At 62.9% G+C, this 26,842-nt stretch carries 19 protein-coding genes; 8 read left to right on the top strand and 11 right to left on the bottom strand.

Going from position 1 to position 26,842, the window contains the following annotated elements:
- Window positions 1-9: 9 nt before the first annotated feature.
- The 6 genes from rsmB to JO015_03665 all read right to left on the bottom strand — a co-directional run bounded on the left by rsmB (window position 10) and on the right by JO015_03665 (window position 8,482).
- Window positions 10-1,251, bottom strand: coding sequence for a 16S rRNA (cytosine(967)-C(5))-methyltransferase RsmB (gene rsmB, locus JO015_03690; protein ID MBV9998196.1), 1,242 nt, complete (start codon window positions 1,249-1,251; stop codon window positions 10-12).
- A 263-nt stretch (window positions 1,252-1,514) separates the two neighbouring features.
- On the bottom strand, window positions 1,515-2,822 hold the full coding sequence (locus JO015_03685; GenBank protein MBV9998195.1) for a UDP-glucose/GDP-mannose dehydrogenase family protein: 1,308 nt from the start codon (window positions 2,820-2,822) through the stop codon (window positions 1,515-1,517).
- An 83-nt stretch (window positions 2,823-2,905) separates the two neighbouring features.
- Window positions 2,906-5,167: an LPS-assembly protein LptD gene (locus tag JO015_03680; GenBank protein MBV9998194.1), complete on the bottom strand. Its 2,262-nt coding sequence runs from the start codon at window positions 5,165-5,167 to the stop codon at window positions 2,906-2,908.
- 178 nt (window positions 5,168-5,345) lie between these two features.
- Window positions 5,346-5,777: a 3D domain-containing protein gene (locus tag JO015_03675; protein ID MBV9998193.1), complete on the bottom strand. Its 432-nt coding sequence runs from the start codon at window positions 5,775-5,777 to the stop codon at window positions 5,346-5,348.
- A 185-nt stretch (window positions 5,778-5,962) separates the two neighbouring features.
- Window positions 5,963-6,778: an acyl-ACP--UDP-N-acetylglucosamine O-acyltransferase gene (gene lpxA / locus JO015_03670; protein MBV9998192.1), complete on the bottom strand. Its 816-nt coding sequence runs from the start codon at window positions 6,776-6,778 to the stop codon at window positions 5,963-5,965.
- Between the two features lie 156 nt (window positions 6,779-6,934).
- Window positions 6,935-8,482, bottom strand: a complete 1,548-nt coding sequence (locus JO015_03665; GenBank protein MBV9998191.1) for an MFS transporter — start codon at window positions 8,480-8,482, stop codon at window positions 6,935-6,937.
- 95 nt (window positions 8,483-8,577) lie between these two features.
- On the opposite strand from JO015_03665, the gene JO015_03660 reads away from it, so the two are divergent.
- The 3 genes from JO015_03660 (at window position 8,578) to JO015_03650 (ending at window position 14,515) form a co-directional block, all read left to right on the top strand.
- A complete protein-coding gene (locus JO015_03660; protein MBV9998190.1) occupies window positions 8,578-9,471 on the top strand; it encodes a LysR family transcriptional regulator in 894 nt (297 codons plus the stop codon).
- Window positions 9,472-9,821: 350 nt separating this feature from the next.
- The gene (locus tag JO015_03655; GenBank protein MBV9998189.1) at window positions 9,822-14,003 is read left to right on the top strand and encodes a PAS domain S-box protein; all 4,182 of its coding nucleotides are present in this window, start codon (window positions 9,822-9,824) and stop codon (window positions 14,001-14,003) included.
- Between the two features lie 56 nt (window positions 14,004-14,059).
- A complete protein-coding gene (locus JO015_03650; protein ID MBV9998188.1) occupies window positions 14,060-14,515 on the top strand; it encodes a response regulator in 456 nt (151 codons plus the stop codon).
- A 339-nt stretch (window positions 14,516-14,854) separates the two neighbouring features.
- Here the strand turns inward: JO015_03650 and JO015_03645 are convergent, their stop codons facing one another.
- From JO015_03645 to JO015_03630, 4 genes are all read right to left on the bottom strand, one after another.
- A complete protein-coding gene (locus tag JO015_03645; protein MBV9998187.1) occupies window positions 14,855-15,076 on the bottom strand; it encodes a hypothetical protein in 222 nt (73 codons plus the stop codon).
- A gap of 713 nt (window positions 15,077-15,789) precedes the next feature.
- Entirely contained in the window at window positions 15,790-16,488 is a 699-nt protein-coding gene (radC, locus tag JO015_03640; GenBank protein MBV9998186.1) for a DNA repair protein RadC, read from the bottom strand.
- 25 nt (window positions 16,489-16,513) lie between these two features.
- The gene (locus JO015_03635) at window positions 16,514-17,542 is read right to left on the bottom strand and encodes a polyprenyl synthetase family protein (protein ID MBV9998185.1); all 1,029 of its coding nucleotides are present in this window, start codon (window positions 17,540-17,542) and stop codon (window positions 16,514-16,516) included.
- Between the two features lie 58 nt (window positions 17,543-17,600).
- On the bottom strand, window positions 17,601-18,530 hold the full coding sequence (locus JO015_03630; protein ID MBV9998184.1) for a class I mannose-6-phosphate isomerase: 930 nt from the start codon (window positions 18,528-18,530) through the stop codon (window positions 17,601-17,603).
- A 117-nt stretch (window positions 18,531-18,647) separates the two neighbouring features.
- Here JO015_03630 and JO015_03625 point away from each other — a divergent pair, with 117 nt between their 5' ends.
- From JO015_03625 to rimO, 3 genes are all read left to right on the top strand, one after another.
- On the top strand, window positions 18,648-21,065 hold the full coding sequence (locus JO015_03625; GenBank protein MBV9998183.1) for a DNA translocase FtsK: 2,418 nt from the start codon (window positions 18,648-18,650) through the stop codon (window positions 21,063-21,065).
- Between the two features lie 91 nt (window positions 21,066-21,156).
- Window positions 21,157-22,191, top strand: coding sequence for a helix-turn-helix domain-containing protein (locus JO015_03620; GenBank protein MBV9998182.1), 1,035 nt, complete (start codon window positions 21,157-21,159; stop codon window positions 22,189-22,191).
- 78 nt (window positions 22,192-22,269) lie between these two features.
- Window positions 22,270-23,622 carry a 30S ribosomal protein S12 methylthiotransferase RimO gene (gene rimO / locus JO015_03615; GenBank protein ID MBV9998181.1) on the top strand — a complete coding sequence of 451 codons (1,353 nt, stop codon included), beginning with the start codon at window positions 22,270-22,272 and terminating at the stop codon, window positions 23,620-23,622.
- Window positions 23,623-23,711: 89 nt separating this feature from the next.
- Here rimO and JO015_03610 read toward each other — a convergent pair whose 3' ends face one another.
- Window positions 23,712-24,191 (bottom strand): hypothetical protein, encoded by a 480-nt coding sequence (locus JO015_03610; protein ID MBV9998180.1) that lies wholly within the window; start codon window positions 24,189-24,191, stop codon window positions 23,712-23,714.
- A gap of 118 nt (window positions 24,192-24,309) precedes the next feature.
- Here JO015_03610 and JO015_03605 point away from each other — a divergent pair, with 118 nt between their 5' ends.
- Together JO015_03605 and hflX are read left to right on the top strand one after the other, a co-directional pair.
- Complete coding sequence (locus JO015_03605; GenBank protein ID MBV9998179.1) at window positions 24,310-25,518, top strand: DegT/DnrJ/EryC1/StrS family aminotransferase; 1,209 nt, start codon at window positions 24,310-24,312, stop codon at window positions 25,516-25,518.
- Window positions 25,519-26,841: a GTPase HflX gene (hflX, locus tag JO015_03600; GenBank protein MBV9998178.1), complete on the top strand. Its 1,323-nt coding sequence runs from the start codon at window positions 25,519-25,521 to the stop codon at window positions 26,839-26,841.
- The last annotated feature ends 1 nt before the right edge of the window (window position 26,842 follow it).

Genomic DNA, 26,842 nt, shown 5'->3' with positions numbered 1-26,842 from the left:
ACGCAGAGGCTATTGGGTCCGGCGCAGCAGGGCGGCGTATGCACCGTCCAGTTCGTCGCGAGTCGGCACGACCTGGCGGGTGGTGACCAGTTCGACTTCGGGAGAATGCGCCAGTACCTGGTGCACAACTTCGTCATTTTCGTCCGCTTCGATGCTGCAGGTGCTGTAGACAACGCGTCCGCCCACCTTCAGGTAGGGCAGCACCGATTCCAGGATGCGGATTTGCAAGCGCTGCATCCGGCCAAAATCCTGCGGCGTCAGACGCCAGCGCACGTCGGTCCGGCGCCGTATGACGCCGGTGTTGGTGCAAGGGGCGTCGATCAGAATCGCGTCGAACGTCTGCGGCGGAAAAGGCGGGGTCGCGTGCAGCCAGTCCAGCTGCAGCACGGTCGCATTTGCGACGCCGAGCCGGTCCAGGTTGTGCTCCAGCCGGTGCAGCCGGACCTTTTCATAATCGGTCGCCACCAGCCGGCCCCGGTTTTCCATGAGCTGGGCCAGGTAGCCGGTTTTTCCGCCAGGCGCGGCGCATGCATCCAGCACAGTTTCGGCCGGCTGAGCGGCGAGGAGGTCGCACGCCATCAGCGTGCTCGGGTCCTGTACGTACGCCACCCCCGAATTGATCCATGACATCGGGAGGTGCGGCACCTGGAGGCAGTCGGGGTGTTCGGGAAGCGGCTTGGCCTCGGGCAGGCTTTCCAGCAATTCACCCGGCGTAACGCGCAGACGATTTGCCCGCACGAAAATGCGGGCCGGCTGGTTGTTCCAGACGCACAAACGTTCGGCGTTCACCGGTCCATGCTGATTCTCCCAGCGACGAAAGAGAAATTCCGGGTGCGAGTACCGGATGTAGACCGGCGCCTGCTCGAGTTCACCCAGCACTTCGTTTTTCTGGACGATCGAACGGCGCAGGATGGCGTTGACCAGGGTCCGCGCCGGTCCGGCGATGTTCACCGTCTCGTAGACCGCCGCGTGGTCCGGGATTCGCATCTTGTAAAGCTGATACACCCCCAGCCGCAAAACCTGACGCGTCGGGAGATCCAGACCGCTGCTGCGAAAGTGCTGGATGATAAAGTCAAGGTACGAACGGTTCCGGATCACCCCGTAGAACGTCTCCGTGACGAACGAGCGGTTCACCCCGTTCAACCCGGAATGCTGCAGGGTGTCGTGCAGCACGTCGTCGGCAAATTCGCGCCCCGCTTCCCAGCGCTGCAGCGCTTTTAGACAACATAAGCGCGGGTTCTTTCCTAGCATAAGCCTCTCTCCACCCTGCCGAAAAACAATGCCCTAGGGGGAAACATCGGGGGCAGGACGGATGGCTTAAAATTCCACAAGACTCGTCCGTTGTCACCGGATTCTCATGCGCGGGCCGCGCAACTTCGCGTGCCCGCAAGCAAGCTCGTCCGGTGCCTTCACGCGCGACGGAATTCAACGTGCGCCACGACGGCCGGGGTGCAGCCGGATGAAGCGCAACGGTGACGACAACAAGGACCTGACTGACGTGCGCGACGTCTCGCCTACGCGACGTCGCCGCGTCCAATCGCGTAATACCGGAATCCGAGGTCTTTCATCGTCGCCGGATCGAACTGATTACGGCCATCGAACACGATCGGGGTATGCATGATCTTGCGGACGTGCTCGAGGTTGATCGCCTCAAACTCGTTCCATTCCGTGGCGATCACCAGCGCTTCGGCGTCGCGCACGGCGTCCAGGGCCGAATCGGCCAGCATGGCACCCTTGCACAGGTTCCATTCACGAACTTTGTCCATGCCCTTGGGATCATAGGCAACCACGTCGGCGCCTTCCCGCAGCAAGTCGTTGACGACATCAATCGCCACGGAACTGCGCACGTCGTCCGTATCCGGTTTGAACGTGAGCCCCCAAACCGCGATCCGCTTGCCTTTCAACACCCACAGGGTCTCCCGAACCCTCTTCACGAAACGCTCGCGCTGCGTCCGGTTGATTCTTTGAACCTCTTTGAGCAGATTGAACGGAACGCCCAGTTCGTCGCTGATGGCGATAAATGCGGCCAGGTCCTTCGGAAAACACGAGCCGCCGTAGCCGAGACCCGCATTCAGGAAGGCGCGTCCGATCCGTTTGTCGGCCCCGATGCCGTCGGCCACTTTCTCCACGTCGGCGCCGCTGGCTTCGCAGATCGCCGAGATCGCGTTGATGTAAGAAATCTTGAGGGCCAGGAACGAGTTTGCAGCGTGTTTGATAAGCTCCGCACTGTTGATGTCGGTGACCATGATCGGCGCCATAAACGGCTCGTATACCTTCTTCATCAACGCCAGCGCCCGGTCGTTGCTGGAACCGATCACGATGCGATCGGGGCACATCAGGTCATGAACCGCACAACCTTCACGGAGAAATTCAGGGTTGCTGACCACGTCGAAATCGACCCCTGCCTTGTTGTAGCGCCGGATCGTGTTGGCCACCTTTTCGCCCGTCTTGACCGGAACGGTGCTCTTATCAACGATGACCCGGTAATCTTTCATCACCGCGGCGATCTCGCGCGCCACCTGTTCGATGTACGTCATGTCAACGCTGCCGTCCGCCTGGGGCGGCGTGGGTACGGCTATGAAGACCACCTGCGACCGGTCGACGCCATCTTCGATGCTGCTCGTAAAATGCAGCCGGTGCGCCGAAACGTTCCGATGCACGAGTTCTTCGAGGCCCGGTTCGAAAATCGGAATGTGACCGGCCAGCAGCGTTTTGACCTTCCGCTCGTCGTTGTCGACGCAGATAACGTTGTGGCCGACATCGGCGAAACAGGCTCCGGTAACCAGCCCGACGTACCCGGACCCTATAATTGCTATATCCATAGAAGAAATAAGAGAACAGTTTTAATACGGCTAAACCAGCTTTTGTCCAGACGCGATTCGCTTTACCTACCTATTCGCTTTACCTATTGAAGGGCGCTGCTCGGCAGAAGGTTGACCGGCAGGCCAAATTGCGGCAGCGCCTTCAGCGTGAGGGCAAGCGACAGGGTTACGCTGCGTTTGCCGCCCCCGTTGTCCTGCACCTGCAGGCTGAGCGTTCCGACCCAGCTGCTCAGGTCCCGGTGAATCTGGTAACGTTGCAGCTGCCATTGGCCCGAAAACGTCTCGTATTGCTCGTAGACGCTCAAGCCCCAGTTCTCATTCAGCCGAAGGTACGTCTGCACGCTGATCTGGTGGCTGTCCGGCAGGCTCGGATTGTGGGTCAGGTAGGCGTCCCCGAGCGAGACAAACACGCTCGGGTTGACCGTCCAGGTCAAGTAAGTATCGACCTCGGTGAATCCGTTGCGGTAGAGAACCGGCAGTTGGCTGTTGAGGGTGAGGCTGAGCCACGGCACCGGGTTAAAGCGTACTCGTGTGACGAGGTCGGAATAGGAGCCCAGTTCATACGGGTTCTTGAAATTCACGTCGATAAACGAGTCGATGTCGATCCAGTTCAGGGTCGAGTTGTCACGCCGGGTCTGCAACCGGTTGCGCACCCCGATCCGCCAGATGGTCCAGTGATCGATCGAGTCGATGGAATTGAATTGCGGGAATTCGATCGGCGGCTCCTGGGTGCCCGGGATGTAGCGGTCGAATGGCAGGATGTCCCCGGGTTGCGCGATCGGGTTGATCGGGCTCTGAGGTTTAAGGGTGGGAGTGTTGACGTACGAAAAATCGGTGTAGGGCTGGATCACGTGCCGGAGCCCGTCCAGGCCGAGCCAGCGCGACTGCACGTCCTCGAAGGCGCGCGACAGCTTGAAGGAAGCCTCCACCCCGAGGTTGTAGAGAAACCGGATTCCGGGACTTCTGCGCTCGATCGTGCCGGGAGGGGCGCCGGTGGGCGGCGGCGTGAACACGGTGCCGCTGTCGGGACTCGGGATGAAGGTGCCGGTCGGGTTGTAGTAGGTGGCCCGGAGGCCGGCCCGCGGTACGACCGACAAAAAGCCGAATAAGGTCTCGGGCGCGGTAAGTTGGTGGAACGTATCGATCCGGTACGAGCCGTAACTCGGGTTCGGGCTGCCGCCGTTAAAGCTCCGGTACAGGTTGGCCAGACCGGTTTGGCCTTCGTAGAAAACGGGCCCGTTAAAGAGCGGTACCCGAGCCACCTCCCCAAGGAGTTCCGGCAGCCGTTCCGTGGTCTCGAAAAACCGGTTGGCCTGAAACCGGGTCAAGGCCGTCAGCGTGTAAGCCTCCCCACGTTTTTGCAATTCGGCGAAGTTATCCGGCTCCGGGTCGACCTGGAACTCGGCGGCGAAATAGTCCTGCAGAATGTAGGGGTCGCTGAGCTTGTTGATGTTGACCTGGGCAACCAGATCGGTGGTGATGTACGCGCGCGACTGGTAACTGATCCGATACCGGCCCGGAGAAATCGGCGCCCGGTCCAGCGAGGTTTCGTTGACGTTGGGGTTCGTGTCGTAAAGCGCGTAGGTGCGCAGCCTGCCGGTGATCTGGTCCTGGTCACCGAACGAGTAATTCACGTCGAAGCCGAGCGCCGGCCCGCGGTTGCTGCGCAGGTCGATGTGAGCCGTCGCGTCGATGTCGTCCGTGATCGGAAAGGTGACGATCGTGAGCAGGTAGGCGCCCCAGGTGCTGGTGTAGCCCGGAGAAAGGTTGTAAGAAAACTGCTCGTTCAGCGACTGGTACAGGTACGGGAACCAGAAGACCGGGATGTCGTGCACGTACAGGGTGACGTTGGAGAAAATGACGCGGTCATTAGAATAGATGCGTACCCGGCGCGCCCGGATTTCATAGTCCGGGATCGACGAGTCGCTGGTCGTCAGAGATGCATGCCAAATGGTGGTCCGATTGTCAGCCGTATTGACCACGTTCTCGCCGAGGACTTGAAATGGGAGCCTCTGCCCCCCGAAATCAGCCGCTTTGAACTCTTTGGTTTGCAAATTGTAAAACGCCCGATCGCAGGTGAAGGCACTGCCTTCGCGGTAGATCCGTACGTGCCCGCGCGCCATCACTTCGTGGGTGTCGGGGTTGTACTCGGCGTGGTCACAGTAGATGGCCGCGTCGCCGTAGATAACCTGCACGTTGTTATCCGCGATCGCGACCCCGCCCTCGAAGCGCGTTCCGCCGTCCGAAGTGATCTCGACCGGGCCTTGATTCTTTTGGGCCGCCTGCCCGAAGAGTGGCGCGCTAACGGCAAAAGTTAAAGCGAACGCAAGCAGCAGTAACCTCATGGGAAAGCTGAAAGAGCTTCCACATGTAGCGTGAAATGCAGCGCAGGGACAATCGCAAAGAGCAGGGATCGCAAGGTTGCGCTCACCCCAGGCCACGCCGCGCCGCCTCCGGCGCGGCGTGAGAATCTTGTCGTCCGGATTGCCGGTGGCGGGCGGCAATCGAGGGATGACGGCGCCCTTACCGCCTCTCCAGCGCGTGCAGCATCCGGCGGACGTAACCCGAGTGGCGCGCGCGGCCCTTCAGGATCTGGCGGCTCTTCTCGAAATCGCCCATTTCCAGCAGTTCGATGTCGGCGTGGCGGACGCCCCAGTGATTCATCGACCGGTGGGATGGCATGTACAGGTCGATCGTGTTCGTGCCGACGAGGGCGGACCCGTAATCATCAACCATAAAAACCTCGCCTCGCCCTCGTAGCCGGAAACGGGTGCCGTAAGGAAAACGCGACCAGTCAGCAGCCGCGCTCCCGACGTGGAGTCGAGCACCATGCGCATTGAGGCGTCCTCCCCGACCCCCCTCCGAATGGGTGTAGGCGGTCAACCGGACGTGACGGACGTCGCCGGAAGTCGCCGCACTGGCTGCGTTCGGGATGGTTGATGTTACGACCGTCAAGGCCGCACCAAATATTCCGTATAGTGGTGCTCTTCTAATCATGGGCGCCCTTACTAGGTGAGGAATCAGGGTTCAGCAACCCGAAATTTTCGGGGCGCCACTCGTCCAACTGCATTGCCGCGCTTGAAGGGGAGGGCCGGAGAACGGGGCGGCGCGCCTGCCAATCCCGGGCCGCCGCGCACCATTCAATCCTCACTGCCCTCGACCAGGCCGCCCTTGACCCGGCTCCAGGCTGCGAGCCCGCAAATGCCGCGTTTGGAGGTGCCCACGAATGCCCAGAAGGGCGCAACCTCCAGTGCCCACGCTTGCTCAGCGGCTGCGGCCCGCGCCTGCGCCGTGTTCAGCCCGGCCCGGTAAAGCAAGTCAAAAGCGCGCTTCGCTTCGTTGCGTAACGCCAGGTTGAACCCGGCCCGTTTCAGGCCGACCACGTTGAGCGCCACCACGCTGTTCCGTCCCGCCGCGATCGCAAACGGGGGAATGTCCCTGCTGACGCCCGTCATCCCTTGCAGGAGTGCGATCGGGCCGATCCTGGTGAACTGATGGACCACAGAGCCGCCCCCCAGAAACGCGCGGTCACCCACGGTCACGTACCCTCCCAACAGAACGTTGTTGGCGAGAATCACCTGGTTGCCGATCTCGACGTTGTGGCCGGCGTGAGCGCCTGCCATCAGGAAGTTATGCGAGCCCAGCACGGTCGCCGAGTCCGGCTTGGTGCCGCGATGAATGGTGCAGTGCTCCCGGATAACGTTATGGTCACCAATCTGAACGAATGACGTGCTGCCCGGGTCGAAGCTGAGGTCCTGCGGGAAGCCGCCGACCACGGCCCCGTACCCGATCACGTTGTCGGTGCCGGCCGTCACCGGGCCGGTTATCACCGCGTGACTCTGGACCCGGGTGCGTGCGCCGATCACGGCCGGACCGTCAATCACTGCGTAAGGTTCGATGACCGCGGTCGGATCGATCTGCGCGTCGGGGTGGACGAAGGCGGACGGGTGAATCATGGGTGCGTTTCCTTGCGAAGGAAAATATGCGGGAAACCCGCGGTTTCACGCGCGAACGCCCAAGGTTCTCGCATGCCTGCCCCCAGGTTCTAAAACCGGGAGCCGCCCCCCTTGCCAACCTTGCCGCGTCCGCAAAAGCCCTGAACGGCCGCCGCCTCAGGCTTCCATAACCGATTCAGTTTGCTGCCCGGGGTCTTTTCCGCGCCCCTTCGGGATACGAAAAATCAGGAGTGAGGCGATCGCCAGCATCCCCAGGTTGATGAGGGTGGAAACCAGGAACCCATGGGCGTAATCAGCCGGGGCAGGGTGCCTGGGCATGACGCTGAACACCACTGCGCCAATCAGGGCGATGCCGATCGAATTCGCCACTTGCTGCATGGTTGAAACCAAGCCGGATGCCGCCCCGGCGTCTGCCGCCGGCACGCCGCTCAAAACCGTGTTGTAAAGGGGCGCGGTCACGAAGCCCCGGCCGATGCCGTAACAGAAGCAGGTAAAGGCGAAAACAAACGTCTCATGCCCGGGCGCTGCCCGCACTTCCAGCAGCAAGGCAACGAGCGACGCGGCCAGGACCAGCGCGCCCAGGTGCAACGCGTTCCGCCCGAGCAAACCATTGATTTTCCCCGACACGGCGGATCCCACCAGAAAACCGAAGGAAAAGGGCACCAGGGCCAACCCGGCATACATCGGGGCCAGTCCCAGGCTCAACTGCAGATAAAGGCTCAGCACCAGCACCATCGAGGTATGGCCGGAAAAGTAGATGCACGTTACCGCCATCCCCACCACGAAACCCCGGTCGCGGAAGAGGCGCGGTTGGAGCAAGGGCGTCCGCCCGCGGCCGACTTCGTACTTTTCGAATCGGTAGAAAAGCGCCAGGACCGGTATCGAAGCCAGCAGGCAGGCCCACGCCCACCATGGCCAGCCAGCTTCCCGCCCTTCCAGGAAGGGGAGGGAAAACAGGCCGAGCCCCAGCGTAACGATCAACATGCCGATCGGATCCAGGGTGGGCGCATCATCCGCCTTGGATTCGGTCAACAACGCCTTGGCCGCGACGATCGTAATCAATCCCAGAGGCAGATTGATCAGGAAAATCGGCCGCCAACTCAGTCCCCACAGGTTAGCCTGGATGAGCAGCCCGCCAAGGATCTGGCCGGTGATGGAGCCAAATCCGAGCATGGCGCCGTAAAGTGAAAAAGCCAGCCGCTTTTGGGCCCCTGAAAAAGTGACGTGGATGTACGAAAGCGCCTGCGGAAACATCATCGCGGCGCTACACCCCTGGAGCATTCGCCAGGCAACCAGCACATAGGCATTCGGGGCGAACCCGCACAGCGCCGAGGCAAGGGTGAAACCCGCCATGCCGAGCAGGAACGTCCGGCGCCGCCCGAAAATGTCCCCCAACCGGCCACCGGTGATCAGGCAGACGGCGTAGCTCAATCCGTAGCCGGCGATGATCAATTCGACCTGGCTGAACGTCGCGTGAAGTTCGCGTCGAATCACGGGAACGGCGAGGTTCGCGATGAAAAAGTCGATCGTGCCCAGAAAAGGTCCGACCAGAATGATCCACAGCCCCAACCATGCCGTCTTTCGGCGCGGCTTGGCCGCACCGGACGATGCCGGCTGCCCGTATGCCGCCCGGCCGGCCGGTTTGGGGAACGTACCGCAACCTGAACGGTTCACCCGATTCATCAACTCAACCCCCATCTCCATAGGCCGTAAATATCGGGGCGGTGGCACGATCAGAAAAATAGCTTGTTTCGCTAGCTGTTATCTTTAAAAGAGATCAACCCGTCCCGGAGGACCACGTGGAGCTGCGTCATTTGCGATATTTTGTCGCCGTTGCGGATGAACTCAGCTTCACGCGGGCGGCTCAGACGCTGCACGTGGCGCAATCGGCCGTGAGCGCTCAGGTGCACGATCTGGAGCAGCAGATCGGCGTCGCGCTCTTCGACCGGAATAGCCGGCGGGTAAGGCTGACGCCGGCCGGCCGGGCGTTTCAGGAAAGCGCGCTTGGCATTCTGCGGGCGGCGGATGACGCCGTGCGCCACGCCCGCCGGGTTGGCCAGGCGGGCTACGGCACGTTGGCGGTCGGATTCAGCGGGGCGCAAAGCCACGAATGGATGCCGCGGATCCTCCGGCGTTTCCGGCAGGCCTACCCGGCAACGGAAGTGACCTTATCGGAGATGGTGCCGGCGGTGCAGATCGAAGCTCTGCTGGCACGCAAACTCGACGTCGGCTTCATCGGAGCCGTCGAAGCACGGCCGCCGCCCGGCCTGCACGTCGAGTGCATTGCGGAGGAACGGCCGCTTCTCGGCATACCGAGCGATCACCCCTTGGCGTGCCGCGCCGCCGTGAAACTCAGCGCACTGCGCGATGAGGGCTTCATTCTGACTTCACGCCAGAACTCGCCCAGTTTCCGAGCGTGGCTTGCCCGTTTCTTTCAAGCCGGCGGTTTTGCGCCCCGAATCGTTCAGGAGGTTGACCGCGTCCGGACGGGCGTCCAATACGTGGCGGCCGGTTTTGGGTTGTCCATTTTTCCCGAGCACATCAGCCGGTTGCCGGCCCCGGGGGTGATTTTTTTGCCGCTGCTGGGAACGCGGATGAAAATCCGGTACGGGCTGGCGTGGCGGAAAGGCCCGGAAGACGAAACCGTCGAGCGGTTCGTCGCGTACGCCCGGGAACTGGCGGGTGAGGGGTGAATCGGTTCGCGTTGGCCCTCGCCGCCCTTTCCTAGCCGGTTCGCGGAGCAACCCGAGCCCAACCCTTGCCGGACCGAGGTTCAACCGTGAGCAGCCTCCTGTTTTATGAGATCCGCTTCAAGAGCGGGTGCAACTTGGATGATCACCTTATCCAATGACCGGCTGGGAATTTGCCAGATTTTCTTCACACAGCACCTCACGGGCCAAGCACGGGTAAACTATCCGGTTGATCCGCAATCGGTATTAAGTGAAGTGCAGCACGCGACGGGCTGACCACAGTTGCAATCACTCCCTAGAAATTTTACATTCAGGCGACGGGCGCGAGGCGCCCGGCAAACGTCCTGTCGCATATGCCTGAGGACTTCTCTGGTTCCTCTTCGGAGTCGAGCGTGGCTCGCCCGCAAGCCGGCGACGCGCCGGAGGCCATGCCCACCCCGCATCCAGCGGCATCGGCCGAAGCCGCGCCAGGGTCCGGCGAGGCGCTCGACGAACGGCTGGACGAGGTCATCCCGGGCCCCCAAGAGGACGGCGTGCCGGTGGTGGGGTTGGGCGGTTCGGCCGGCAGCTTAGGGGCCTTGCAGACCTTTTTTCAAGCGACGCCAGCCGATAGCGGCTTAGCTTTTGTGGTCGTCGTGCATTTGGCGCCGGAGCACGAAAGCGCGCTGGCCGAGATCCTGCAGCGCGCGACGCCCATGCCGGTCCGGCAGGTGCGCGAGGCAGTCCGGGTGGAACCCAACTGCGTGTACGTCATCCCGTCGGCCAAGGAGCTGTCGTTGGCGCACGGGCGGTTGCGGCTTTCGGAGCCGTGGCCCGAACGGGCCAAACGGGGGACCGTCGACCTGTTTTTCCGTGCCCTGGCCGATGCCCAGGGGCTGCGGGCTAGCGCCATTGTCTTGTCGGGGGCCAACGGCGACGGGGCGATCGGCCTCAAGCGGGTCAAGGAGCGCGGCGGGCTGACCATCGCGCAAGAGCCGGGTGAGGCTGAGCACGACGGTATGCCGCGCGCGGCGATCGCCACCGGCATGGTCGATTGGGTGCTGCCGGCGGCCGAGATGCCCGAGCGGCTGCTGGGCTTCTACCGCCAGGCGGAGCGGCTGCGGCTGCCCTCCGAAGCGTCGCCTGCAGAGGGCTCCGACGCCGAGGCAGCCTTGCGCGAGGTGCTGGCTTTCCTTCGGGTGCGCACCGGCCACGACTTCAACGCTTACAAGCGCGCCACGGTCTTGCGCCGGCTGGCGCGCCGGCTGCAGGTCAACGGGCTGGCCGATTTGCCGAGTTACGTTCAGTTCCTGCGCACCCATCCGGGCGAGGCGGGTGCGCTGCTGCAAGACCTCTTGATCAGCGTGACCAACTTCTTCCGCGACCCCGCGGCCTTTCAGGCCTTGGACGCCGAGGTGCCGCGCTTTTTCCACGAGAAGAAGGGCGGCGATCACGTGCGCGTCTGGGTGGCGGGCTGCGCCACGGGCGAGGAGGCCTATTCAATTGCCATGCTCCTGGCCGAGCACGCCGCCGCGCAGACGTCACCTCCCTCGATCCAGGTCTTTGCCACCGATTTGGACGAGGCGTCGCTGCGGGCGGCGCGCGCGGGCCTCTACCCCGACACGATCGCCGCGGACGTGTCCGAGGAGCGGCTGCGGCGTTTTTTCACCCCCAGCCCCGACGGTTACCGGGTCAACCGCGCGTTGCGCGAGACGGTGCTCTTTGCTGTGCACGACGTGCTGCGCGACTCACCCTTTTCGCACCTGGACCTGGTGTCGTGCCGCAACTTGCTCATTTACCTGAACCGCGAGGCCCAGGGGCGCGCGCTCAGCCTGTTTCACTTTGCGCTGCGGCCGAAGGGGGTGCTGTTCCTGGGCTCAGCCGAATCGGTCGACGAGGCTAGCGCGTTATTCGCGGCGCGCGACAAAAAGCACCGGCTCTACGCGCGCCAAGCCGTGGAGCGGCCGGTGTTGCCGCCGCCGTTGCCGGGTGCGCCTACCCGGCCTGGGGCGCTTGAACCGCGCCTTCACCCCTCGCTCGTCAAGGGCAGGCGCCCGGTCCCGACGGCCCTTACGCCCGCGTCGCCCGAGCCTGGGGGCTTGGACGAACCGTCCCCCTTTATGTGGGAGGCGTTGCATTTTCGGGCCGTGGAACGCTTTGCGCCCGCCTCGCTCCTCATCGATTCGGAACACCGCATCGTCCACCTGTCTGCGCGGGCCGATCGCTACCTGCAGTTTAGCCGCGGCCAACCCAGCTTGGAGCTGCTGCGCGTCGTGCACCCGATGCTGCGCCTGGAGCTGCGCACGGCCTTGTTCCGCGCGGTTCAAACCGGCAAGCCGGCGGAAGTTGGCGGCGTCCCGGTGGAGCTGGACGGCGCGCTCCGGCGCGTCACCCTGCGGGTGCAACCTGCCGAGAGGCTCGTGCCTGGCTTGCTGCTGGTGATCTTTGAAGAGCAGATGGTCACGGAGCTTGAACAGCTCGAGGCCGCTCCGGCGCCGCCGGCCGAGCCCGTCAGCCGTCACCTCGAGGCGGAGCTCGAGCAGCTCAAGGCCCAGCAACGCGCGACGGTGGAGGAATACGAGGCCTCCCTGGAGGAGTTGAAGTCCTCCAACGAAGAACTGCAGGCCATCAACGAGGAGCTGGGCACCGTCAACCAGGAACTCAAAGCGCGGGTTGAGGAGGTAGCCCGTGCCAACAACGACCTGCAGAACCTGATGGCTGCGACCGACATCGCCACCATCTTTTTGGACCACCAGTTACGGATTCAGCGCTACACGCCGGCGGCGGTCAAGCTGTTTAGCCTCATCCAGACCGACGTGGGCCGGCCGTTGGCCGACCAGCGTCACCGGCTGGACTACGCGTCGCTGGATGCCGATGCCGCACAGGCATTGGAACAGCTTGCGCCCCTGGAGCGCGAGGTGGCCAGTGCCGGGAGCCGCTGGTACTTGGCGCGACTCTTGCCTTACCGCAACGCCGAGGACCACGTCGCCGGGGTGGTGCTCACGTTCGTGGACATCACCGAGCGCAAAGCGGCCGAAGAGGCGCTTCGCGCCAGCGAAGCGCGCCTGCGGCTCATCGTGGAGGGCGCGCGCGACCACGCCATTTTCACCGTGGACATCCAGGGACTCGTTACCTCCTGGAATTCCGGTGCGGAAGCTATCCTGGGCTACGCCAGCGCCGAGATCGTCGGCCACAGCGGCGACGTGATTTTCACCCCGGAAGACCGCGCCGGGGGCACGCCGCAAAACGAACGCGAGACGGCCCGGCGCGCGGGGCACGCCGAAGACGAACGTTGGTACCTGCGCAAGGACGGCAGCCGTTTCTGGGGCAGCGGCACCATGGCGCCGCTGCCCAATGGCGGCCGGGCGCCCGGTTTTCTCAAGATCCTGCGCGACCTGACCGCGATGCACCAAGCCCAACTGGCCCGCCGGCAAGCTGAGGAACGCTTCCGGCTCTTGGTCCATTCGGTCCAGGACTACGCCATTATCCTGCTGAACCCCGGAGGCCGCGTCACTCACTGGAACGAGGGAGCCGCGCGGCTCAAGGGCTACGCGGAATCGGAGGTGCTGGGCCGGCACGTCTCGATGTTTTACCCGCCCGAGCAGGTGGCCGCCGGCCGGCCGCAGCGCCAGTTGCAAGAAGCGGCCGCCCACGGCCGTTCGCACGAGGAAGACTGGCGGGTACGCAAAGGCGGCGAGCGCTTCTGGGGCGACGAGCTCATCGTATCGCTACGAGATGAGGAAACCGGGACCTTGCTGGGCTTTGCCAAGATCTGCCGCGACCTGACCGAGCGCAAAGCCGCCGAAGATGAGCGGGCGCGACTGCTGGCCGCCGAGCAGGCCGCTCGCAAGGAGGCCGAGGAAGCGAACCGGGCCAAGGACCGGTTTTTGGCGGCGCTCTCTCACGAATTGCGCACACCCTTGACCCCCATTCAGCTGACCCTGTTCGCCTTGGAGCAGGACGCCCAGTTCTCAGCCGCCGCCCGGGACGCCCTTGCGCTGATCGGCCGCAACGTGGAGGTGGAAGCCCAGCTCATCGACGATCTGCTGGACGTCTCCCGGGTGGTGCACGGCAAACTCGAGTTGAGGCCCGTGCCCCTGGACCTGCACGCCTGCGTGCGCGAAGGCCTGGAGATCTGCCGGGGCGACCTGGCCGCCAAGGGCTTGCAAGTCACGGTGAATCTGGAGGCGAGCCGGCCCCGGCTCACGGGCGACCCGGCACGCCTGCGACAGGTGTTTTGGAATCTCCTGCAGAACGCGGCCAAATTCACGCCGGAAGGCGGCGCGGTCACCGTGCGCAGCCGCGACTTGGCAGGCGGGGGCGTGGCCGTCGAGGTGGCCGATACCGGCGCCGGGATCAGCCCGGAGCTGCTGCCAAGAATCTTTGACGCGTTCGAACGGGGAGCCTCCAATGTGCCGCTGGCCCTCGGTGGCCTGGGGTTGGGACTGGCGATCGCGCAAGCCATCGTTCAGGCCCACGGCGGCCGGCTTTTGGCCGCCAGCGCCGGGGAGGGTCAAGGGGCCACCTTCACGGTGGAGTTGCCTGCGCCCGCCTGAAAACGGCGCGGGCAGGGAAACCGCCTGGGCCGCGAGCCGCGAGTAGCCACTACGGGATGAAGAGTTCTCCCAGTGACGACGCGCGATGCCCAACGCCCAAGCGGCCCCTGCGCATCCTGGTCGTCGAGGACCACGCCGACACCCGTCAAAGCCTCGCCCTGTTTTTGGGGGTGCTCGGCCACCAGGCGCGTTTCGCCCAGGGCCTGCAGGAGGCCCTGGCCCTTGCCGCGGTCGAGGAGCCGTTTGACCTGCTCTTAAGCGACCTGCAGTTGCCCGACGGCGACGGCTGGGAGCTGCTGCTGCGTCTGCGGGAGGCAAACCGCGCGCCGGCGTGGGCCATCGCCATAAGCGGCTGGGGCAGCCACCAGGCCAAAGCCAGAAGTCAGGCCGCCGGCTTTCGTGCGCACCTGGTAAAGCCGGCGCCGCCGCAAGTCTTGGCGACGGTGTTGCGCGAAGCGGCCGAGGGGATCCAAACGGCCCAAAGCCCTCATCGGTGCGAAAACAGGGGGTAACGTATTTGGTTAGATTCCAACACAGATAGGACAAGCGACATGGAAAATGTGTGATGGAACGGTCCTCGGAGGGGCAAAGACGGCTGAAAAAAACGTGAAAACTGGTGTAAAGCCGCAGCGGTGCGCCAGCGCATCGAAGCCGGCGGCTGCCAGTTGGCGTTCTTGCCGCGCTAGAGCCCGGATTTACAACCCGATCGAGGGCGCCTTTTCGAAGCTCAAGACGTTTTTACGCCGGCTACAGGCGCGCACGCGCAAAGCGCTGGAGGCGGCCATTGATGCCAGAGGCTCAACCATCCTTTTTGCGGTCCGGCGCCGGCAGTCGGGATCGGCGTTCGTCCTTCAAAACCTGAACGTTCCCGGCGTGAAATACAGCGTGAGGCGTTTATCGGCCCGCTGAAAGGTGATGCGGGCTTCACCCAACTCGTACTGCACGCTGACGAATTGCCAGCCGCAATCAAGCCCCGCGGCTGCCCGGGCGCGTTCAACGTCCTGATCACTTGTTTGATCCGCCCGGACGCCCGAAACACCCATCAGCAGCGCTAGAACGATGGTCAACCTCATGGCGCTTTCCATGAAAGACGATGACGTCGCGTTTGGCAAGCAAGACGAATCCCGGCCGAGACGGTGACCCTGGCCGGGTTTCCGGGCGCGTTCCGGCGGCGATGGGGCAGGGTGGCGGCGCCACGTCGCACCGCGCCGGGATAGCACATCTATAAAATAAATTACCTGGGGGCGGTGCGAGCTGAGCCGGGCGCCTGCTTCCGACGTTGCAAAACGGCCCCCGCACCCGCGGTGGCCGTATATGCAACCTTTGCTTCCTCAGAACTTCAGGGGTGCGGATTCGGAACACGCCCTACCCTTCCGTCAGGGTCGTAGCCTATACGACGGGCTGCCGCCTTCCAGCCTGCTTTGCCGTCGAATTTCTAACCGTTCAATTCTTTAGAGTAGTTATGGCACCCCTGGCAGGTCACGTTTGGGGCCGGTCTGCCCAGCCGCTACGGGCCATGCCGCTCGCGCGACGCCGGCTCAGCCCCGGCGGGTGTTGTCGAGGCGCAGGCGCCGGGACCCCCTGAGCCGACCTTCTACCGGGATAACTGTCTGGATGGTATTATACCATTCTCAGGAAGGTTGAGCCGGTCTTTGCCCCGGAAGGGCAGCAAGCCGGAAAACGGGCCGTCGGCCCCTCAGCGCTGACGGTCAATCAAAGGCCCGCGCGGGATCGGCCCTGCGACCCCCTTTCGCCTCGAAAAGCACGAGCCCCTGGCGGAGATCCCTCACCCGAGCAGGCCGGCCTCTTTAAAGCTGAAATAGCCCGGCTTACCGTTGCCGGCCACCCCGCAGATCAGGTGATCGAGCATCTGGATCTGCAGGAGACCCGCGGCTTCGCGAACTTTGCGGGTGAGCCGTAAATCGGCATCGCTGGGCGAGGGGTCGCCGGACGGGTGGTTATGGGCCAGGACAAAGGCGTAAGCGGAATGCGTAATCGCGGGCTTAAAAATCTCGCGCGGGTGGGCGAGGCTCTCGTTGACCGTTCCGCGGGAGACCTCGCGCACGGCGATCAGCCGGTAACGGGTGTCGAGCAGGACCACCCGCAGCGATTCCCGGTCGAGCAGACGAAACTCCTGCCAGAGGAGCTGATAGATGAGTTCGGGCGTGTCCAGGGCTCCGCCGAACGCCTTCTCTGTGGCCAGACGTGAACCCAGCCCGAATGCGGCGCTCAACTGAACCGCTTTTGCTTGGCCGACGCCGTGGTGCCCGGCGAGTTCAAGGGCGGGAGCGCGGGCCAGCTGGGCGAGGGACCCGTAATGCGCGAGCAGGTCCTGCGCGAGGGTCACCGCGTTCTTGCCGGAAACGCCTGTGCGCAAGAGGATCGCCAGGATTTCAGCATCCGTGAGGCTGTCGATTCCACGGGTCAAAAGTTTCTCCCGCGGCCTCTCCTGCGACGGCAATTCCTGGATCGTGACGTGGCGCATGCACTCAGAACACGCGCAAACGATGTTAGGCCACGGCGGCTAGCTGATCAACCGTATTCGACAAAAACGCGGCCACGTCCTGCAGGGCCACCGCATAACGGTTGCGCGCGAGGGGCTGAATTTCCGTCTGCGCCTCGATCACCATCTTTTTGGCCGTTTCCACGGCGCGCCGGAGACAACCCCGCCGCACCACCTCTTTCACGAGGTCCGCCAAGGCGTTTTCCGGCGTGGCGCGGAGCAAGATTTCGCTGAACTGCCGGTGTTCCTCACGGCTGGCCTCCTGCAGAAGGTAAAGAACGGGCAGGGTCAGCTTGCCTCGCCGGAGGTCAAGGCCGAGGGTCTTGCCGACGCTGTCCTCACTTCCGGCGAGGTCAAGGCAGTCATCGTACACCTGGTAGGCTGTGCCCAGCTTGAGCCCATACGTTTTCAAGGCCAGGACCAGGCCCGGATCCGCGTCGCTGACGTAGGCGCCGAGTTCCCCCGCCGCCGCAAACAGTGCAGCGGTCTTCATTTCAATGATGCGAAAATAATCGGGAATGGTCAGCTTAAGATCAAACCGGTGCCGCGTCTGAATGATTTCCCCTGAGCAAACGTTGCTGGCCGCCTCCGCGATCCGGCGGCAGATTTCGTTATCCGGGAAAGAGGCGGCAAGCTTTAACGCATGGGCAAAAAGGCAGTCCCCGAGTAGAACGGCCAGCGTGTTGCCCCATTTGGCATTGGTGGTCGGTTTCGAGCGCCGGATCTCCGCCCCGTCCATGATGTCGTCATGGACCAGGGTGGCCAGGTGGATAAGTTCAAGGATAACCGCCAGGTCCACGTGCCCGGACTCGAGGGGCCCCGTTGCCGCCCCGGCCAGAAGAACCAGAACCGGCCGCAGCCGTTTTCCGTTTGTGCCGCAGGCATAGGCGACGTAGTCTTCGATGGCCGGGTCAAAAGCACGGGCCTGCTCGCGGATGCGCTCTTCGACGGTAGCAAGCTGAGGTCGAATCAGCTCAACCGCATTCTGAAGCTTCGCCGCAGCGGAAGCGCGGAGAGCCGACCTTGTGAAAAGTATCACAAGGCCAGCCTAACAATAAACCCTCGCGAGTCAATTTATCGCGGGGTGCAAACTCTCAGCCCGCGACGGTCCGAAGCAACACGACCGGCCCCCGAACCGGCGCAACGGTCGCGGCGGAAACTGCCGGAACCAGGAAAAGGTCGCCCGCATTGAAAAGTCGCCCGCCACAACGCACGACACCCTGCGCGACCTGAAAGACGGCAAAATGACCCGGCTCATGTGCCCGCCGCTCCGTTTGCAGCTGCCATCGTTCCACGCGGAAATGCCGGCAATGGACCAGCTGTTCGCCTTCCGCCTGGCCGAGCCCGGGTTCGTGGTCGTCAAAATCGATCGCCGCAAGCGACTCGTCCACGTGCAGCCGGCGCGGCTTCCCATCAAGGCCGAGCCGGTTCCAATCGAAAACGCGGTAAGTGGTATCGCTGTTCTGTTGGATTTCGAAAATCACGTTTCCGGCGTCAATGGCGTGCAGCCGGCCACTCGGGATGAAAATAAATTCGCCGGCTCGCGTCGCCAGCCGGTGCAGGCAGTCCACCACCGAGCCGTCGGCCAGGGCCCGTTCAAACCCTTCCCGGGTGGTTCCGCCTTTCAGGCCGGAGTAGATGGCCGCTCCGGGGCTGGCCTGAACGAAATACCAGATTTCACATTTAGGCTCACCTGCGAGCTTTTGGGCTACGGCGGCCGGGGGATGCACCTGGACCGACAGCACCGTAGCCGCATCAAGGATCTTGACCAGCAGGGGGAAGCGCTCTCCGGCCAGGCCGGCTCCGAAAACCTCCGAGCGGCGCTCCTGCCATAATTCATGCAGCGTGGTGCCGGCCAGATCGCCGTGGTTCACAACGCTCTGCGCGTCGGCACGATCCACCAGCTCCCATGACTCCCCAATCGGCTTTTCGACCGGCAACTTGCGATTGAAAATCGTTCTCAGAGCGCGTCCGCCCCATACTCGAGGCATGTAAACCGGCGCGAACGTTAGGCACGATTCCATAAAAACTCCTAAAGAACGGACGAACAAGAGCGCGGTTGAATCATCATTTAAATCAAAATGTGAATCCACCGAATCTGGATTGAAAGGCGAGCCCAAAAATTTAACACTGAACCGCAAATGGCGCAGCCGTGGAAACACAATGGGTGGAACGAGGTTTTGGGGCTCATCTTCCTCGGCTTCGGTACCGTCCTGTTTCTTGCCCTGATCTCATACACGCCCAAGGATATTCCGTCCTGGATTTGGTTCAGTAACGAGAGTCCCGCCAACAATCCCGCCCAGAATTTGATCGGCCCGACCGGGGCGGTGATCGCCGGGTTTTTGTACATGACGGTCGGGGTGGCTTCCTACCTGGTAGTGTCGATTTTGCTCGGGTTTGGAGGGGCGAAACTTTTTTTCCCCGGGTTTCAGATCAGCAAACGCCTGTTATGGGCGCTGGTTTTCGTGGCCAGCGGGGCCTCAATGGCGCACCTGCAGCCTTGGTTCCTGCATTCGTTGACCTGGAAACACGAGTTTGTCGATCTGGGGCCGGGGGGCTGGGTGGGTTCCAACCTCGGCGGCAAGCTGTTCCAGTATGCGCTCGGCCAGATCGGTTCCGTCATTGCGCTCGCGATCGTTTACCTGGTCAGCCTGATCTGGCTTACCGGGATCCGGCCGGTCCTCGTGGTCAAACAACTGCTTCACGGAGCGCGTGACTGCCTCCTGCGCCTGAAGCAGGCCCGGGAGCGCCGGCGCCTGGCCGCCGCAGATGAGCGGGGCCGCCTGGAAGCGGATCAGAAGCGTATCCGGCGCGAGATCCGCAGGCAGGAAAAAGAGCTCAAGCGCAAAGGCGTGCCCGTGGGTGATCCGGCCGACGAAGGCGCCTACCCTGAACCCAAGATCATTGACACGTCGGCCGTAACGCCGGCGAAGGCTGGATTGTCTTTGGCCGACGCGAAAAACGGCAAACCCAAGGAGCCTTCCCTGCCGTTGCCCAGCCAGAATATCGAACACTACGAACTGCCGTCCGTCGACTTGCTGGCCCGGATCGACGTCGAGGTTCGCAAGGCGGCCGACCCGGCCGAACTCAAACAAACCCAAAGTACCCTGATCGATACCCTCAAGCAGTTTAACATTGAAGCCAGCCCGGGTGACATTACCCGGGGTCCGACCATCACTCGGTACGAGGTGTACCCGGCCCGCGGCGTGCGCGTGGATAAGATCTCCAGCCTGGAGCGCGATCTGGCGCGTGCCACCCGGGCGGAGCGCATCAACATCCTGGCCCCGATTCCCGGTAAAGACACCGTCGGCATCGAGATCGCCAATACGAAAAAAATCAAGGTGGTCCTCCGTGAGATCCTTGAGTCCGAAGAATGGGTGCACACCAGCTACCGCATCCCGATCGTGCTGGGAAAGGACGTGTACGGCAAGATCATCCTGGGCGACCTCGCCCAGATGCCGCATTGCCTCGTCGCCGGGACTACCGGCAGCGGCAAGAGCGTCTGCGTAAACGCGATCATCGCCAGCATGCTTTATCGCTTCAGGCCGGATGAACTGCGTTTTGTGATGATTGACCCCAAGGTCGTCGAGATGCAGGTCTACAACACCCTGCCGCACCTGGTGATGCCCGTCGTGACCGACCCGAAGAAAGTGCTGCTGGCCTTGCGGTGGGTCATCAATGAGATGGAGAACCGCTATAAAATTTTCGCCAAGGTCAACGTGCGTAACATCACGGGGTTCAATTCCCGGCCGAAACCCAAATCCCAGAAGGAGCTTGACGCCGAAAAGGCGGTCTCCATGGACCCGGATGAAGTCGCCCGCGACGATGGGGCGCTCCGAGGAACGGCGGAGCCGGCTCCCGTGCGCGTGCCGCGCGATGACGACCTGATTGTTCCCGACAAGATGCCTTTCGTGGTGGTTATCATCGATGAGTTGGCCGATCTGATGCAGACGGCTCCGGCTGACGTCGAGGCGGCCATTGCCCGGATCACCCAGATGGCGCGGGCAGCCGGCATTCACATGATCGTCGCCACCCAGACGCCCCGGGCTGACGTGGTCACCGGCGTGATCAAAGCCAATATCCCGACCAGAATCGCCTTCCAGGTTGCGTCTGCCCTCGATAGCCGGGTCATCCTCGATGAGAACGGCGCCGAGCGTCTCCTCGGGCAGGGAGACATGTTCTACCGGCCGCCGGGCACGTCGCGCCTCGTCCGATCCCAGGGCGTACTGGTCACCGACGAGGAAATCCGTGAGCTGGTCGATTTTGTGGGCGCCCAGGCCCTGCCGATGTTCGATCCCGACATCCAGAATCAGCTCGCCTCGGGCGGCAGCTCCGAGGAAGACGACGTCACCGAGGAAGACGAGGCCCTCGTCGAAAAGTGCCTCGACATTATCCGTCAGGAAAAACGGGCTTCCACTTCGATGCTGCAACGCCGGCTGCGCCTGGGTTACACCCGCGCAGCCCGGGTGGTTGACATCTTGGAACGGCGCGGCATTTTGGGTCCCGGAGAAGGCGCGAAACCCCGAGAAATTCTAATAGATTTAGACGCGCTAGTTTAGCTGGTATATATAACCCCCGTACCCAATCACGGTCGCCCGCACCCAAGGATAGGCGCCGGGCCCTTTTATGTCTTTATTACAGTCTGTTGCCATGGTTGAGACAGTTGGAACGAGGTTGCAGAACGCCCGCTTACAACGCGGGTGGGAAGTCGACCAAGTGGCGGAAATCACGAAAATCCGGCCGGAACGTGTTCTGGACCTTGAGGCCGATGATTACTCGGAATTTCCGAGCCTGGTCTATGCCAGGAGCTTTCTGGCAAAATACGCCGGCCTTCTCGGGGTCGATATTCGAAGCGAGTTGGACAATTTGCGGGTCAGCCAGTCAATCTCGCTGGTTGACTACCAATACCTGCGCTCCACGCCTCTTAAGGACGCGCCTGCCTCGCGACCGATCGAGCCGCGTGCCTTCCGGGTGCCGCCTCTGCTGGTGGCCTTCCTGGCGTTGACGGTGCTGGTCGGCCTGCCGGTTTTCGCGTACCTCGCGATCGGCCTGGCTCGTCTGCAGCCGCGTTATGCGGGCGAGTTGACGGTGCCGGCTGAGGCGGTCACCGGAGCGGTCGTTCCGGTGCCGGTGCAGCCTTCGCCGGCTGACACTCTACAATCCCTCGTTAAGGACGCCCCGTCCCCGGCTGGAATCGCGAGCGCAACGGCGCCCGCCAGGCCGCTGCGAACTTCACCGCCGACGACCGCGGATGCCGTCGCGGCGGCGGCGACCATCCCCAGCCCTTCACCGGTAACCGCGACGTCTCCGGGGCCGGATTTTTCGCCGGTTGCAGCGCTGGCTGGGCAGGGTTCGAACCCGGAAAACAGCCCGGATTCTGGCCGGTCGCAGGTCGTGGCCGCGGGGAGCCCCGCCGCCGCCACTGCGCCGGGCCCGGAGGCCAGTCCGGCGCCCGCGGAGGGTAAACGCCTGGAAGTTCGGGCCCTCCGGCGTACCTACATCAGGGTGGTCCGCGACCATCGCGGCTCCCAGCCGGTTTTCTCGGGCTACGCTTCGCCGAAGGCTGAGCCCATCGTCGTGGAGGGAAAACGCTTCTGGCTCAAAGTGTCAGACCGGCGGGCGGTGGAAATTCTTGAAGACGGGCAGGTTGTGCATGTGCGTTCCGCGAATATCGTAATCGACTGATTACGACGATTGATGGATACACTTTCTAAGCCCGGCGGCCCTGGCGCCGGTCCCGTTGCCGCCCCCGTAAAAGTTGGCATGATCAGCCTTGGTTGTGCCAAAAACCTCGTGGATGCGGAGATCATGCTCGGCGGCATTCGCTCCCGCGGCATGGAAATCACCTCAGACGCGGCCGACGCGGATGTGGTGATCGTGAACACCTGCGCCTTCATCGACTCAGCGAAGGAGGAATCGATTGAGGCGATCCTCGAGGCGCACCAGGAGCGAGGGTTGGCCAAAGGAGGAGGACAGAAGCTGATCGTCAGCGGTTGCATGGCGCAGCGTTTTTCCAGGGAACTCGCCGCCGAATTGCCCGAGGTCGACGCCTTCCTGGGCCTGGACCAGGTCGCTCAGGCCGGCGAGATCATCGAGCGGGTCCTCCGAACCGACAAACCGCGCCCGCAACCGCCCCTGAATTTCGTTACGCCGAAATCCCGATACCTTCCCGATTATGACACGCCCCGGTTTCGTCTGACGCCGTCCCACTACGCTTTCGTGAAGATTGCGGAGGGCTGCAATCATCCCTGCAGTTTCTGCGTCATTCCCCAGATGCGCGGCCGTCACCGGAGCCGCTCGATCGATTCCATTGAAGCGGAGGTTCGGCGGTTGACGGCGGAGGGGGTGAAGGAATTTAACTTGATCAGCCAGGACACGACCTATTTCGGGATGGATCGCTGGACTGAAAAGGCCGGGCCCCGGCAGCCCGTCGATTCGCGGCGGGGTCCGACCCTCAGCCGGCTTATCGAACGGCTCGATACGATTCCCGGTGATTTCTGGGTCCGCTTGCTCTACACGCATCCGGCCCACTGGAGCGATGAGTTGATCAGCACGATCGCGCAGAGCCGCCGCGTGATACCCTACATCGACATGCCTCTGCAGCATATCGACGGGGCGATGCTCGCGTCGATGCGCCGGGAAACGTCCCGGGAGCACATTGAAGACCTGATCGCGAGGCTGCGCGAGGGAATTCCCGGGCTTACCCTGCGAACCACATTTATCGTCGGTTTTCCCGGAGAGACGGATCAGCAATTTGAGACCCTGCTGGAATTCATCAGCCGGGTTCGCTTCGAACGGCTCGGCGTTTTCCTGTATTCGCAGGAGGAAGGGTCGCGCGCGGCGCGGATGCCCGACCAGGTTCCTCCGCCGATCAAGAAAGCGCGTTACCGCCGTGCGATGGCGCTGCAGCAGAGGATCGCGGCGGAAACGGCGGCCGCGAGGGTAGGGTCAAACCTGCGGGTGCTGGTGGACCAACCGCTCGTGGCGCGCACCATGGGCGATGCTCCCGAGGTTGACGCCAAGGTCTTGCTGGATCGGCCCGCCCCGGTCGGTGGCTTTGCCAGCGTCGTCGTAACCGGGACGCAGGTTTATGATCTCCGGGCTCGCCTGGCCTGAGCCCTGAACAGGCTATGGCCGTTCAACCGGACGAGCCGCGCCCGTAACGGCGCAGCGTAAGGTCCGCCGGATGCGTATTCGCGGAGCGCTTAAGTGCCCGGCGTGGCGGTTGGCTCCGTAACCGGAGTCGTTGCAGGCGTGATCGCGGGAGTGGCCATGGGGGTTGCCACAGGAGTGGCCATGGGGGTTGCCACCGGCGCCGGTGCGGGCGTCGTCAGCGGAGTGGTTGCAGGCGTCGCTTCCGGCGTCGCGGCCGGCGAAGGGCTCGCTTCCGGCGAAGGGCTGGCTTTCGCTTTCGCCGCGGTATTCGTCGTGGCGCGGTGGCGGTGGTGGCTTGCCGTTCGCCGGGATTTGCTGGTGCCGCCGGTCTCCTTCTTTATCGTACGCTCAGTGCTTTGCGCGCCGTGCTTGAGGGTTCGGCCGGTCGCCTGCGCACCGTGCTCAATGGTTCTACCTGTAGCCTTGGCACCTTTTTCCAAAGTGCGACCCGTGTTCTCAACCGGATTTTGCCCGTAAGCCGCCAGGGAGACCAGAAGTGCGAAAGCGATCGTGAGTGCGGAGCGTTTCATAACGGTCCTTTTGCAGTAGACGCATCGGCAAATAAAGACTATTCGGACGCATTGGCGCGATTGTTTGCTCCGCTGCCCTGCGCCTCCGCGTTTGCGCCGCGCGCGCAAAGGGAAAGACATGAGATTGGATTCGGACGTGACGCAAATTCCCTTCTTCGACCTGCGACGTCAGTTCGCCCGGTTGCGTTCTGACCTGATGGCTGAACTCGCTGCCGTCTGCGATGAACAAAGCTTTGTGCTGGGACCCTGGGTTCAAGCTTTCGAAAATCAGGTGAAAGCCGTGACGGGCACGTTACACGCATTCGGCGTCTCTTCCGGTACCGATGCGGAGTTGCTCATCCTGATGAGCCTGGGCCTCGGCCCCGGGGAGGCCGTCATCACCACGCCCCTCAGCTTCTTCTCCACCGCCGGTTGCATCGCGCGGGTCGGAGCGCGGCCCATCTTCGTGGATATCGATCCCCAGACGCTGAATTTGTCGGCCGACGCCTTGGAGGATTTTCTTACCTGCCGCTGTATCCTGACCTCGCGCGGATTGATGACCGATGGCGGCATGCGCGTTCGCGCCGTCATCCCGGTCCACCTGTTCGGCTTATGCGCGGATCTGGACCGGCTGCGAAACCTTTGTGACCGCTACGGGATCGCTCTGGTTGAGGATGCCGCCCAGGCTATTGGGGCCGTTTATCCCGGCCGGTCCGGACGGCGCCTGGCCGGATCGGTTGGCGATGCGGGATTCTTCAGCTTTTATCCGACCAAGAATCTGGGTGCGTTCGGGGATGCCGGCCTGGCGGTAACCTCCGATGATGAGATGGCCGACAAACTCCGCATCGGGCGCAATCACGGGATGGATCCCCGCTATTACCATCACACGATCGGCGGCAACTTTCGAATGGACGCCCTCCAGGCTGCCGTGCTGAGCCGGAAATTGCGCGACCTCGAACGCTGGTCGACGCGCCGGTGGCAGATTGCCCAGCGGTACCGGGAGGTTCTGGCCCCGATCGAGGGCCGGTTTTTGCAGTTGCCAGCCGAGCCTTACCGGGGTATCTTGGGAGCCTGCGGACATATTTATCACCAGTTTGTTGTCCGTAGCCCGAAACGCGATGCATTACGTGCTTTTCTGACCGAACGCGGGATTGGTACGGAGGTCTATTACCCGGTTGCCTTGCATCGGCAGCCTTGTTTCGCCAGCCTCGGCTACCAGTCCGGCGACCTTCCCGTGGCCGAACAAGCAGCGGGAGAGGTACTGGCGCTTCCGATCTTCCCTGAGTTGACGGAGGAAGAAGTCGAATGCGTCGCGCAGACAGTCTGCAGTTTCTTTTCCGATCTCTGAATGTTTGAAATTAAAGAAAAACCTCGCCAAGTCGAGAAAGCCCTTCTCGTCGGTGTTTATTCTGAACCCGCCCGGCAGCACGATGCCCGGAGTTTGCTGGATGAACTTGCCTCGCTCGTAGAAACGTTGGGACTTGAGGTGCTCGACCGGTTACTCGTCCGGGTCCCCGTGCCTTCGGCCCGTTGGTTTGTCGGGTCCGGCAAAGCGGAAGAAATCGCGGCACGCGCTCAGGCGCTGGGTGCCGATGTGATCGTATTTGACAACGAGTTACACCCCGCGCAACAGCGCAATTGGGAAGCCCTCGCCAAATTGGCGGTGATCGACCGCCAGGAAGTCATTCTTGATATTTTTGCGGGTCGCGCTCAGACCAAGGAAGCCCGATTGCAGGTTGATCTGGCCCGGCTGGAGTATTCGCTCCCGCGGCTGACGCGTGCCTGGGGCCACCTGGGCCGCCAAGCCGGCGGCGTTGGCGGTAAAGGTGAAGGCGAAACCCAGTTGGAAGCCGATCGCCGGCTGATCCGGCGGCAGATCGACCGTCTCAAGGAAGACCTTGAGCTGGTCCGCGCACGCCGCGCCACCCAGCGTAAATTGCGTGACCGGCTGCCCTTGCCCCACGCCGCGATCGTCGGCTACACCAATGCCGGCAAGTCGTCCCTGCTGAAAACGCTGACCGGGGCGGATGTGCGGGTGGAAGACAAGCTGTTCGCAACGTTGGATCCGACCACCCGCAAAGTCGTGTTGCCCACCGGCCAAAGCCTGTTGCTGACCGATACCGTCGGTTTCGTCCGCAACCTGCCGCACCGGTTGGTGGAGGCTTTCAAAGCGACCCTGGAAGAGGCCGTGCTCGCCGATTTCCTGGTGCACGTTCTTGATGCCAGCCATCCGCAGGTCTACGACTTTTACGAGACGACCATGCGCGTACTCGAAGAGCTCGGGGCTGACAAAAAGCGGGTCGTCACGGTCCTGAACAAGGTCGATCTGGTGCCCGACCAGAGCACGCTGCACGTATTGCGGGTGCATTTCCCCGACGCCGTCTTTGTTTCAGCCGAGCACGGGGAAGGTCTGGATGAATTGCTGCACCGCATGGCTGACCTGTTGACGGGCCGGGTCCAACGGGTGGAATTGGCGTTGCCGTTGGAACGCGCCGACCTCCTTTCGCTCCTGCACCGGACCAGCAAAGTCCTGAGCCTGGAGTACCAGCCGTCCATCGCCAAGGTCGTCGCTTCCGTGTCGCCCAAGGTGTTGGCCCGGGTCGCACCCTTTGTATTGCCGGGGCCGCCCGAGCTGCAACCCGCGGGCTGCCTCGACTCTCAGGCAGACTGAT

It is taken from the genome of Verrucomicrobiota bacterium, assembly GCA_019247695.1.
Lineage (GTDB): Bacteria > Verrucomicrobiota > Verrucomicrobiia > Chthoniobacterales > JAFAMB01 > JAFBAP01.
The sequence above is the reverse complement of the archived record's forward strand: the minus strand, read 5'-3'. Positions and strand labels throughout refer to the sequence as shown.

Excerpts from the sequence above, each read along its gene's own strand:
- rsmB (MBV9998196.1), bottom strand. The coding sequence starts at position 1,251 with ATGCTAGGAAAGAACCCGCGCTTATGTTGTCTAAAAGCGCTGCAGCGC.
- JO015_03685 (MBV9998195.1), bottom strand. The coding sequence starts at position 2,822 with ATGGATATAGCAATTATAGGGTCCGGGTACGTCGGGCTGGTTACCGGA.
- JO015_03680 (MBV9998194.1), bottom strand. The coding sequence starts at position 5,167 with ATGAGGTTACTGCTGCTTGCGTTCGCTTTAACTTTTGCCGTTAGCGCG.
- lpxA (MBV9998192.1), bottom strand. The coding sequence starts at position 6,778 with ATGATTCACCCGTCCGCCTTCGTCCACCCCGACGCGCAGATCGATCCG.
- JO015_03665 (MBV9998191.1), bottom strand. The coding sequence starts at position 8,482 with ATGGAGATGGGGGTTGAGTTGATGAATCGGGTGAACCGTTCAGGTTGC.
- JO015_03655 (MBV9998189.1), top strand. The coding sequence starts at position 9,822 with ATGCCTGAGGACTTCTCTGGTTCCTCTTCGGAGTCGAGCGTGGCTCGC.
- JO015_03650 (MBV9998188.1), top strand. The coding sequence starts at position 14,060 with ATGAAGAGTTCTCCCAGTGACGACGCGCGATGCCCAACGCCCAAGCGG.
- JO015_03645 (MBV9998187.1), bottom strand. The coding sequence starts at position 15,076 with ATGAGGTTGACCATCGTTCTAGCGCTGCTGATGGGTGTTTCGGGCGTC.
- radC (MBV9998186.1), bottom strand. The coding sequence starts at position 16,488 with ATGCGCCACGTCACGATCCAGGAATTGCCGTCGCAGGAGAGGCCGCGG.
- JO015_03630 (MBV9998184.1), bottom strand. The coding sequence starts at position 18,530 with ATGGAATCGTGCCTAACGTTCGCGCCGGTTTACATGCCTCGAGTATGG.
- JO015_03625 (MBV9998183.1), top strand. The coding sequence starts at position 18,648 with ATGGCGCAGCCGTGGAAACACAATGGGTGGAACGAGGTTTTGGGGCTC.
- JO015_03620 (MBV9998182.1), top strand. The coding sequence starts at position 21,157 with ATGGTTGAGACAGTTGGAACGAGGTTGCAGAACGCCCGCTTACAACGC.
- rimO (MBV9998181.1), top strand. The coding sequence starts at position 22,270 with ATGATCAGCCTTGGTTGTGCCAAAAACCTCGTGGATGCGGAGATCATG.
- JO015_03610 (MBV9998180.1), bottom strand. The coding sequence starts at position 24,191 with ATGAAACGCTCCGCACTCACGATCGCTTTCGCACTTCTGGTCTCCCTG.
- JO015_03605 (MBV9998179.1), top strand. The coding sequence starts at position 24,310 with ATGAGATTGGATTCGGACGTGACGCAAATTCCCTTCTTCGACCTGCGA.
- hflX (MBV9998178.1), top strand. The coding sequence starts at position 25,519 with ATGTTTGAAATTAAAGAAAAACCTCGCCAAGTCGAGAAAGCCCTTCTC.